Raw genomic sequence first — 8,867 nt, 5'->3', positions numbered from 1 at the left:
CCCCGGAGGGGAGAGGGTTCAAGAAAGCGAGATTTGAATGGCCCTTCCTGAGAGCACTGTGACGCTTTGGAATATGGAGCGTTTAGCGATCAGAAAAGATCAGACTGGCGGTCGTCGAGTGTCTTTGATTTTTTCCTCGGCTCGGGCGCGGCGACAGTCACGAGCGCCGGGTCGATGAGCGAGGGATCGTCATTCGAAACGCGATTGACGGAGGCACTGACGGGGATCGCTTCCAGAAGGTCGTCGGGCGCTGGCACCATCAGGCGCTCAAGCTCTTTCAGCGGCGTTGCGGGATCGAGCCAGAGATCGAAATCCTCCGGGTCGATGATCACGGGCATGCGGTGATGGATGGGCGTGAGCGTTGCGTTTGCGTCGGTCGTCACCACGGCGCAGGTTTCGATCTCGCTGCCATCCGCCGACATCCAGTTGTCCCAGATCGCCGCCATGGCGAAGGGCGCACGGTCGCGGCGGCGGATGAGGTAGGGCTGCTTCAGGCCACGGCGTATTTCTTTCCATTCATAGAAACCGTCGGCAGGCGTGAGCGCGCGGCGATGGCGGAAGGCACCGCGAAAAGAGGGCTTCTCCGCAATCGTGTCGGCGCGGGCATTGATAAGCAGCGATTGCGGCATTTCCTTCGCCCAGGACGGAATGAGACCCCAGCGCACCAGCGCGAACTGACGCTTTCCACTTTCCATCCGCACGATGGGGACGGGCTGCGTCGGCGCCACATTGTAGCGCGGCGGGAAATTGGGCAGTTCCATATAGGCGAAGAGGTCGCGCATCGCCTGTGGCGGCGTCGTGATCGCGTAGCGTCCGCACATTTCGTGTTCTCGAAGCGCAGGGTGGAAAAGGCTCACTGTTATGTTGTATCATCTTGGTTATGCCAGACCAGAAAGCAAGCGAGCGCAAAGTGCCGATGCTGAAATCCCGCGGCGCGGCTGCGCATAATCACGACGACTGCATCGATACGGCGATGGCGCGCGCACGGGCGCTATGCGCGGAGCGTGCGGTGCAGCTCACACCCATTCGTGAAAAAGTGCTCGCCATCGTCTGGCGCTCGCATAAGCCCGTCGGTGCCTATGAAGTGCTTGACGCGCTGGCGCGCACGCACAAGGCAGCGCGTCCGCCGACCGTTTATCGCGCGCTCGATTTTCTGATGGCGGAAGGTTTGATCCACAAGATCGAATCGCTCAATGCCTACCTCGGCTGCGGCGAAGCAGGACGCCCGCATACCAGCCAGTTTCTGATTTGCCGGGATTGCGGCACGGCGGAGGAAATCGTCGATGCCGGGCTCGACAAGGCACTGGAGGCGGCGACCAGACGGGCACGTTTCACGGTGGAGCAAAAAGTGGTCGAAATCGCCGGCGTTTGCGCGCGCTGCGCGCATTGAAGTGTGCAGCCGATCGCCGGTTGAATGCCGCAGGTCTTTCGCTAAGATCGCCCGCGCTTCGTCTCAAGGATTTTCCATGAAAATGCGCTGCGCCACGCTTGCCCTCGCTGCCTTGTCTCTTCTCGCAGCGAGCCCGCTTGCCGCGGCGGAAAGCAAAGACATTTATGCGCCGGGCACGCGCTCCGGCCCCTTCGTCGTGACACCGCGCTCGCTCGGCGAGCTTGCGCGTGACGGCTATGAGATCAGAGGCAATCTCGGCACGGCGCTGGTGCTGCAGAAGGCGGCATCGATTTTCACCTGCGCCATACCGCCCGACCCCGAACATATGAGCTATCGGCCCTATTTCGTTTGCTCGGAGCTTCGGGAAGTGATGCCGGGTAAAGCGCCCGCACCTGCGCCAACCGGCCCGCGCCTGAAGATGGACGAGCCGCACCGCTGAATGCGCTGCTTGCGCTCGCCTCGCGCGCAGCCGGTGCTATAGTTTCGGCCACAGGCATTTCTATCAACAATGAAACTTTCAAAACCTTCGGGGAGTGAAGATGGCTTACAAACCTTTCGACCTCAGCGGCAAAGTGGCGCTCGTCACGGGCGGCAATGGCGGCATCGGTCTCGGCATGGCGGATGCTATGGCGCAATCGGGCGCGGCTGTCGCGATCTGGGGCACCAATGAAGAAAAAAACGCAAAGGCCGAGGCGCAGTTGAAGGCGCATAGCGTTCAGGTTTATACGCGCAAGGTGAATGTCGCCAATGAGCAGGAAGTGATCGACGGCATCGGCGAAACGGTGAAGGCGCTTGGCCGCATCGACAGCGTGTTTGCCAATGCGGGCGTCGGCTTCGGCTCGCCGTCATTCGTCGACATGAAGACGGAAACGTACCGCAAGACGCTGGCCGTCAATCTCGACGGCGTGTTCTGGACCCTGCGCGAAAGCTGCCGCCACATGGTCGACCGCGCGAAGTCGGGCGACACGGGCGGCTCGCTTGTCGGCGTGGCAAGCCTTGCGGCAATCGAAGGCGCGGCGCGCAATCAGGCCTATGCGGCAACGAAGGGCGCGGTCATCTCGATGATGAAATCCTGCGCCGTCGAATTTGCGCGTTACGGCATTCGCGCCAATTCCATCCTGCCGGGCTGGATCGCCACCGACATGACGGCGAATGCGCAAGAGAACAAGGCGTTTGCGGAAAAGGTGATCCCCCGCGTGCCTGCACGTCGCTGGGGCGAGCCGGGCGATTTCGGCGGCGTCGCGGTCTATCTCGCATCGGACGCCTCGTCCTATCATTCAGGCGACACTTTCGTCATCGATGGCGGCTACGCCATTTTCTGACGCCTGATCGCTGATCCAGTTTGCAGACAGCACCATCGACGAACGGCCCGTTCTCAGGGGCCGGATTGTCGGGGTGCTGTTTTGCTATCTGGGGATGGCGGAAGAGATCAGAGATCGAGTTCGGCGCGGACGGCGGCTTTCAATATTGGAAGACGTTCCGTCGCCGCTTCCCAGATGCGGTCCGAGATGATGACGTCATAGTCGTGACGCAGCATCGAACCAAAATCCCTCAGCTTGTTGAATTGAACATCAGGGTATTTTTCGTCGTACCTGTCTCCCACTTTTCGGGCGGCCTCGCATATTCGCTCCAGGCAGCGCTCAACAGCGTCTAAAGTCTTCTGGTCGTCAACAAAGGTATCGTAGTTCATATCCACGATATGGGATTCGATCCGCGCTATCTGTTCGAGAATATCCCCGAGCCGCTTTTCGGGCGTTTTAGAAGGCATGGATCTGATCCCTTTCGACTTCGTTCCGCATCTCCGGCTTCAAACTTTTGCGCTCCACGACATCGACGTGAAGACCAAGCAAACGTCCGAGATCGCCCGCGATACCAGCAAGATCAAAAATGTCGAAGCTCCGGCCTAGCTCGATTTCCACCACGACGTCGAGATCGCTATCCGGCCCGTCTTCCATGCGCGCAACCGAACCGAAAATCGCCAAGTGTTCGACGCCATTCTTTCTAAGGCTGGGCTCAAACGCCTGAATGCGTCGAAGAACGCTAGCGAGGCGGCTTGGCGAACCGCACTTCTCTCCTCTGTGCAAGGCCTGACTGATGGCGGCGATGCTGGCCTTGAGGGGCCTGCCCTTTCCTGCTTCGAAATTGATGAGCGTGGCACGGGAAATACCGGCGCGAGCGGCGAGCGCCTGCTGGCTCAGACGCTGTTCGGCGCGAGCGACGCGGCAGGCGGCGGGTGTAAGCGTCGTTTCCATAAGTCTAAAATGTCAAATATCTTACTGAATGTCAAATATTATACATTCTAGAAAAGCGACCCCTGGCTGATGCGGTCCGATACGGCGCGGCTCCTGCAATGAACCCCTTGCGACCGGCATTTGCTGGCGGGACGGAGATCATGCGGCGCGGAATGACACGCAAATTGTCCGGATTCAGGACGCCTGTGCTTGCAGGCACGGCGCTGCTGCTTGCGCTCACGCTCGCCCCTGCCCCAACGCGTGCCGACGAGATGACGAACGGGCTTATACGGCTCGCGGAAATTCTGGGCTCGGTTCACCATTTGCGCGAGGTGTGCGGCGCGAATGAAGGTCCGTTATGGCGAAACAAAATGATCGATATGCTGAATGCCGCGAATGTCGATGCAGAGCGGCGCCAGCTTTTGATTTCACGCTTTAATGATGCCTATTACGGCACACGCGACGCATATCCGGCTTGCTCCAGTGACGCAGCCGCAAGGGCCAATTCGCTTTTCGACGAGGCGCACAGGCTGGCCGCCGCGCTTTCGGGCACAAATAAAAGTGCCGCCGCGCTCTTTTGACGTTGCTCATCCAGAATGTCGCCGCGTTAACCCCTCCTATACGAAAAGGACGACTTTCCCGCCGGTTGTGCTACAAGAGCAGAGGGTGGGTGAGTTTGGGCGTTTAGCCTGCGGGATTGTTCCTCGCATGTTTGCGCCTTCGGATGCCTCTTTTTGAGGCAAAGCAGAGGGCATGATGGCCGATTCCGATATGCCGGGCGATGCATCGTTCAATTCGACCGACGAAGACGGTCTCGATTCACTGGCTCCGACTGAGACCGACCAGCGCCGCATGGCGCTTCAAAACATCCTCGATGCTTGGGACGAAGCGCTGAGCGATGGTGTGTCGGCTGACATTCTCGCGACAACGGCGATTTTCGCTGCACTGTCCGATATGGTCGAAGCCTATGGCGAGGAAGCTGTTGCCGAGATGGCAGGCGGTCTTGCCGACCGCGTGCGTCAGGGCGAGTTCACGCTAAACCGCGTGATGAACTGAGTTTCGAGCGGCGACGCTCGACAAAATTCAATTCTGAAAAACTATCTGCGGCCAGCACGCTTCAAGCGGCTGGCCGCAATCTTTTCTGCTCGCCTCAGAGCATGACTTCGATGAGGCGCGGGCCCTTTGCCTTTACGGCTGAGGAAAATGCGTCGGCGAATTCTTCCGCCGTTTCGACGCGTATCGCCTCGACGCCCATGCCATTTGCAAGATGAACCCAGTTCAAGGACGGGTTGTGCAGATCGAGCATCGAGAGCGCCTTCGGTCCCGGATTTTCCGCACCGACACGCATCAGCTCGATATTCAGGATCGCATAGGACTGGTTTGCGAAGATGACGTTGACCACGTCGAGCTTTTCGCGCGCCTGCGTCCAGAGCGCCTGCAACGTGTACATCGCACCGCCATCGCCATGGAGGCAGACGACCTTGCGGTCGGGACAGGCAACGGCTGCGCCTGTCGCAAGCGGAAGCCCCTGCCCGATCGCGCCGCCGGTGAGCGAAAGATGATCGTGCGGATTGGCAGTCGCGGTCGCGATCTGCGAACCAAGACCGGAAGTCGCTGCTTCGTCGGAGATGATCGCGCCTTCAGGCAGATAATGCGCAATGATTTGACCGGCGGAAAACTGATCGAGCTTGCCCTTGGGCAGCGCGGGCTTTTGCAGCGGCGCAACATGGGCCGGCTCTTTGGGCGCGCCGAGCGCATCGGCCACTGCTTCAAGCGCGGCGACGCCGTCTTCATGCTCCTGCGCGAGATAATGGATCGCGGCGGTCTCGGGCGTGCACCAGCTCGCCTTGCCGGGATAGGCGAAGAAGGAGACAGGCGGCTTCGTGCCGACAAGGATCAGCTCCTCGACATCCTTGAAGGTGTCGACGATCTGCTCGGCGAAATAAGGGATGCGCTCGACGGCGACGATGCCAGCGCCGCGCTCAAGACGAGGCGCGAAGGTGTCGCAGAGAATGCGCGCGCCGGTTTTGGCGGCGATGCGGCCCGCCGCTGTGAGGCCGCGCTTTTTCAGCGCCGCGCCGCGCAGAATGATCGCAGTTTTCTTGCCTGATTTAAGCGCCTTCGCGACGATGTCGATCGCCGATTGCGCAACGGGTGCGGGTGCTGCAACGGGCAGCGCAGGCGCGGGACCATCGGCGTCATGCCAGGCTGTATCAGCGGGAAGAATGAGTGTCGCAATCTGGCCGGGGGCCGAGCGCGCGGCCTGCACGGCGCGCGCGCCGTCGGCTGCAACGGTCAGCGAGCTTGGGCTTGAATGCACCCAGCCGGATACGGGGCGCGCGAAGCCCTGAATGTCGGACGCAAGCGGCGCATCATATTGCGCGTGATAGGTCGCGTGATCGCCGACAATGTTGACGAGCGGCGTCTGGGCGCGGCGCGCATTGTGGAGATTGGCGAGACCATTGGCGAGGCCCGGCCCGAGATGCAGAAGCGTACAGGCAGGCTTTTCCGCCATGCGGCCATAGCCATCGGCCATGCCGGTCACTGCGCCTTCAAAGAGGCCAAGGATCGCGCGCATGCCTTCGACCTTGTCGAGGGCGGCGACGAAATGCATTTCCGATGTGCCGGGATTGGTGAAACAGACGTCAACGCTGGACGCAACCAGCGTGCGCACCAGGCTTTCCGCACCATTCATTTTCGACATTGCTGCCTCCCGTTTCGATTTTTGTTGTTGTTCAGATTAGCTGAAAAACTTGTAGACCACACGCGCAAGGACCAGAACGCCAAATACCGCGATGAGTATGCCCGAGACGCGATTGACGATTTCGAGCAGGCGGTCGTTCATGCGCTGACGGAAAAGGCTGACGAATTGCGAAAGGCCGAGCCACCAGAGCATCGAGCCCGCAATTACGGCGAGAACCAGCGTCACCGCATGGCCATAGCCGTGACCAGCCGAACTCAAGCTCGCTATGCCGCCAAAGATCGCGATGAAGCCGAGCATGGTCGCAGGATTGGTGACGGTGAGCGCAAATGTCGCGATGAAAACACGCGCGGCGACGCCGGAGATTTTTTCCGCTTCGCGATCGTTCAGATGCGGATGGGTCATCAGCGTGCGAAGGCCGAGGATGACAAGAAAAATGCCGCCGACAAGCTGAAGGACCAATTCATACTTCAGAAAAAAATCAATCGCTGCCGTGAGGCTGAAAGCCGCCATGGCGGCGAAGACGCCATCGCCCAGCGCCGCGCCTGCGCCGGAGACGAGACCGTTCAGCGAACCAAAGCGCAAGGTGCGCCGTATGACGACAAGGTTGACCGGCCCGATCGGGGCTGCAACAGCAAGCCCGACGGCCATTCCACTCGCTACAAGACCAAAATCCAGCATGTGCCCTTTTCCGCAGGTCAGGCGACGACGACGTCGTTGCCCGGCGGGTCAGCATAGAGCTTGTTGACGAGATCCGCGCGTCGTCCGAGTGCGACGGATTGATTGATATATCCCTTGTCGGTCAGTTCGCCCGCATCGACGCTTGGCGGCTCGACCATGAGCAATGCGCGCTCGATGCGCGTGCTCGATCCGGGATTGGCCTTGTTATGCGCGCGCAAGCCTTCAGCCAGACGCTCCAGCACGGCGGGATGGCGCACCAGATCCTCAAGAGCAAGGCTCTGATCGCCTGCGATCATGCGGCAGGTTGGAAGGTTCGGAAAACCGAGAAGCGCGATATAGGAACGATCGAGCCCGGCGATGAGCGCGTCGTGCAAAATGCCGCTGGAGGAATTCAGCGCATCGACGCGGAGCTTGCCGGCACTCACCCATGTACCCGTCGAGAGCTTGAAATCTTCGGCAACGCGGCCGTCAAAGACAAGACCTTCGACCGGGTTTTCAGGATCAACGAAACGCGCGCCGTCGCCGAGGCGATAGAAGCCTTCCTCGTCATAGGCATCGCGCGTCTTTTCCGGATTCTTGTAATAGCCCGGCGTGATGCAACGACCACGTACGCGCACTTCCATTTTCAGGCCGACCGGCGCGAGCTTGATCTCGATGCCGGGAAGCGGCAGGCCGATCAGACCCATGCGCTCGGTTTCCCAATGGACGTTCATGATGGTAGGCGCGGTTTCGGTGGCGCCATAGCCTGAACCGAAAACAATGCGCTCGCCGGTGATGCGGATCGCGACCTCCTGAATGCGGTCGTAGAGATCCTGGCTCATGGCCGCGCCGCCATAGGCGAGCGTCTTCAATCGCGAGAAGAAATTCGTCGCAAGCGCGTCGTCCTTCTCAAGCTCCTCGACCAGCATCGTATATGCCGACGGCACGCTTGAATAAGCGGTCGGCGCGATTTCGCGCAGGTTCTGCACCGTTTCGGCGAATGCACCGGCAACAGGACGGCCGCCGTCGATGTAAAGCGTGCCACCTGCGGTCGTCGTGTTGTTGAGGATCGCGTTTCCGCCGAAGCAATGGTTCCAGGGAAGCCAGTTCAACAGCACGGGCGGCTCATCGCCTTCCTCCGCCAGCGTCACGCTTTTAGGCATCACCGAATTCACGCACATCATGCCCGTCGTCATGATGACGGCCTTGGGCATGCCGGTGGAGCCGGAGGTGAAGAGATATTTCGCGACCTGTTCGTGATCGAGCGCGGCATAGCTTTTTTCAACGGCGCCTGTTGGCGTCGTCGCCACGAGATCGGCGTAAGGCGTTCCAACCGAATTGTCGACGGTGACAAGCTCGATGCCGTCAAGGTCGAGCGCGGCAAGGGCGCGCGTGAAAGGCGCTGCACCCTGCATGAAAATCATCTTCGGCTCGATGAGACCGACGACATATTTCAGCTTGTCGAAATCGGAACTCATCGTGCTATAGGACGGCGAGACGGGAACCACCGGCACGCCAGCGAGGATTGCGCCGTAAGTCATCAGCGCGTGCTCGATGGAATTTCCCGACAGGATCATCAGGGGTGTCGACTGGTTCATGCGGCGGTCGAGAAGCGCCTGCGCAATCGCATCGGTGCGCTGAACGGCTTGCGCATAGGTGATGCGGTCCCAATCGCCGAGTACGCCGTTCTGCGTCGGCTTGCGCATGGCAAGCCATACGCGATCCGGCGCCTCGTCGCTCCATTTACGGAGCGGCGCGACGAGGTTTTCCGGCACATCATGCAGGGGATGAGGATTGCGCATCAGGATCGAACCGTCGGCGCGATGTTCTATTTCAAGCTTTCGCTCAACGTAGTTCGCCTTGCGATAAGGCGGCTTCAGCATAT

Annotated in this window: 11 protein-coding genes and 1 pseudogene; 5 read left to right on the top strand and 7 right to left on the bottom strand. The window is 60.2% G+C overall.

Annotation, left to right across the window (positions count from 1 at the left end):
* Positions 1–89: 89 nt before the first annotated feature.
* Positions 90–821 carry an SOS response-associated peptidase gene (locus tag WA943_RS04405; RefSeq protein ID WP_424468629.1) on the bottom strand — a complete coding sequence of 244 codons (732 nt, stop codon included), beginning with the start codon at positions 819–821 and terminating at the stop codon, positions 90–92.
* A 95-nt stretch (positions 822–916) separates the two neighbouring features.
* On the opposite strand from WA943_RS04405, the gene WA943_RS04400 reads away from it, so the two are divergent.
* The 3 genes from WA943_RS04400 to WA943_RS04390 all read left to right on the top strand — a co-directional run bounded on the left by WA943_RS04400 (position 917) and on the right by WA943_RS04390 (position 2,712).
* Complete coding sequence (locus tag WA943_RS04400; protein WP_424468628.1) at positions 917–1,390, top strand: Fur family transcriptional regulator; 474 nt, start codon at positions 917–919, stop codon at positions 1,388–1,390.
* Between the two features lie 76 nt (positions 1,391–1,466).
* Positions 1,467–1,829 carry a hypothetical protein gene (locus WA943_RS04395; RefSeq protein WP_424468627.1) on the top strand — a complete coding sequence of 121 codons (363 nt, stop codon included), beginning with the start codon at positions 1,467–1,469 and terminating at the stop codon, positions 1,827–1,829.
* 100 nt (positions 1,830–1,929) lie between these two features.
* The gene (locus tag WA943_RS04390; RefSeq protein WP_424468626.1) at positions 1,930–2,712 is read left to right on the top strand and encodes an SDR family NAD(P)-dependent oxidoreductase; all 783 of its coding nucleotides are present in this window, start codon (positions 1,930–1,932) and stop codon (positions 2,710–2,712) included.
* 107 nt (positions 2,713–2,819) lie between these two features.
* Here the strand turns inward: WA943_RS04390 and WA943_RS04385 are convergent, their stop codons facing one another.
* The 3 genes and pseudogenes from WA943_RS04385 to WA943_RS04375 all read right to left on the bottom strand — a co-directional run.
* A complete protein-coding gene (locus WA943_RS04385; protein ID WP_424468625.1) occupies positions 2,820–3,158 on the bottom strand; it encodes a DUF86 domain-containing protein in 339 nt (112 codons plus the stop codon).
* Positions 3,148–3,372: a nucleotidyltransferase family protein gene (locus tag WA943_RS04380; RefSeq protein WP_424468634.1), complete on the bottom strand. Its 225-nt coding sequence runs from the start codon at positions 3,370–3,372 to the stop codon at positions 3,148–3,150. The genes WA943_RS04385 and WA943_RS04380 overlap by 11 nt, the downstream gene beginning before the upstream one ends.
* Positions 3,373–3,531: 159 nt before the next feature.
* Positions 3,532–3,642 (bottom strand): annotated as a pseudogene (locus WA943_RS04375) (hypothetical protein); the annotation flags it as partial.
* Positions 3,643–3,806: 164 nt separating this feature from the next.
* Between WA943_RS04375 and WA943_RS04370 the strand changes: the two are divergent.
* Together WA943_RS04370 and WA943_RS04365 are read left to right on the top strand one after the other, a co-directional pair.
* Complete coding sequence (locus tag WA943_RS04370) at positions 3,807–4,202, top strand: TIGR02301 family protein (protein WP_424468624.1); 396 nt, start codon at positions 3,807–3,809, stop codon at positions 4,200–4,202.
* A 172-nt stretch (positions 4,203–4,374) separates the two neighbouring features.
* Entirely contained in the window at positions 4,375–4,677 is a 303-nt protein-coding gene (locus WA943_RS04365) for a hypothetical protein (protein ID WP_424468623.1), read from the top strand.
* A 94-nt stretch (positions 4,678–4,771) separates the two neighbouring features.
* Here WA943_RS04365 and WA943_RS04360 read toward each other — a convergent pair whose 3' ends face one another.
* Genes WA943_RS04360 through WA943_RS04350 form a run of 3 tightly spaced genes read right to left on the bottom strand, consistent with a single transcriptional unit; the run spans position 4,772 to position 8,865 of the window.
* Positions 4,772–6,316: an acetolactate synthase large subunit gene (locus tag WA943_RS04360; protein WP_424468633.1), complete on the bottom strand. Its 1,545-nt coding sequence runs from the start codon at positions 6,314–6,316 to the stop codon at positions 4,772–4,774.
* Between the two features lie 45 nt (positions 6,317–6,361).
* The gene (locus tag WA943_RS04355; protein ID WP_424468622.1) at positions 6,362–7,003 is read right to left on the bottom strand and encodes a LysE family translocator; all 642 of its coding nucleotides are present in this window, start codon (positions 7,001–7,003) and stop codon (positions 6,362–6,364) included.
* A gap of 17 nt (positions 7,004–7,020) precedes the next feature.
* Positions 7,021–8,865: an AMP-binding protein gene (locus WA943_RS04350; protein ID WP_424468632.1), complete on the bottom strand. Its 1,845-nt coding sequence runs from the start codon at positions 8,863–8,865 to the stop codon at positions 7,021–7,023.
* Between the last annotated feature and the right edge of the window lie 2 nt (positions 8,866–8,867).

Origin of the sequence: Parvibaculum sp. (assembly GCF_049651025.1) — a bacterium.
In the GTDB taxonomy this organism is placed as follows: Bacteria; Pseudomonadota; Alphaproteobacteria; order Parvibaculales; family Parvibaculaceae; genus Parvibaculum.
Note: the sequence above shows the minus strand (reverse complement) of the source record. Positions and strands in the feature narration are given on the sequence as shown.

What these genes read in the sequence shown, in the direction of transcription:
- WA943_RS04405 (WP_424468629.1), bottom strand. Translation starts at nt 821, where the DNA reads ATGTGCGGACGCTACGCGATCACGACGCCGCCACAGGCGATGCGCGAC.
- WA943_RS04385 (WP_424468625.1), bottom strand. Translation starts at nt 3,158, where the DNA reads ATGCCTTCTAAAACGCCCGAAAAGCGGCTCGGGGATATTCTCGAACAG.
- WA943_RS04395 (WP_424468627.1), top strand. Translation starts at nt 1,467, where the DNA reads ATGAAAATGCGCTGCGCCACGCTTGCCCTCGCTGCCTTGTCTCTTCTC.
- WA943_RS04365 (WP_424468623.1), top strand. Translation starts at nt 4,375, where the DNA reads ATGATGGCCGATTCCGATATGCCGGGCGATGCATCGTTCAATTCGACC.
- WA943_RS04350 (WP_424468632.1), bottom strand. Translation starts at nt 8,865, where the DNA reads ATGCTGAAGCCGCCTTATCGCAAGGCGAACTACGTTGAGCGAAAGCTT.
- WA943_RS04355 (WP_424468622.1), bottom strand. Translation starts at nt 7,003, where the DNA reads ATGCTGGATTTTGGTCTTGTAGCGAGTGGAATGGCCGTCGGGCTTGCT.
- WA943_RS04390 (WP_424468626.1), top strand. Translation starts at nt 1,930, where the DNA reads ATGGCTTACAAACCTTTCGACCTCAGCGGCAAAGTGGCGCTCGTCACG.
- WA943_RS04360 (WP_424468633.1), bottom strand. Translation starts at nt 6,316, where the DNA reads ATGAATGGTGCGGAAAGCCTGGTGCGCACGCTGGTTGCGTCCAGCGTT.
- WA943_RS04400 (WP_424468628.1), top strand. Translation starts at nt 917, where the DNA reads ATGCTGAAATCCCGCGGCGCGGCTGCGCATAATCACGACGACTGCATC.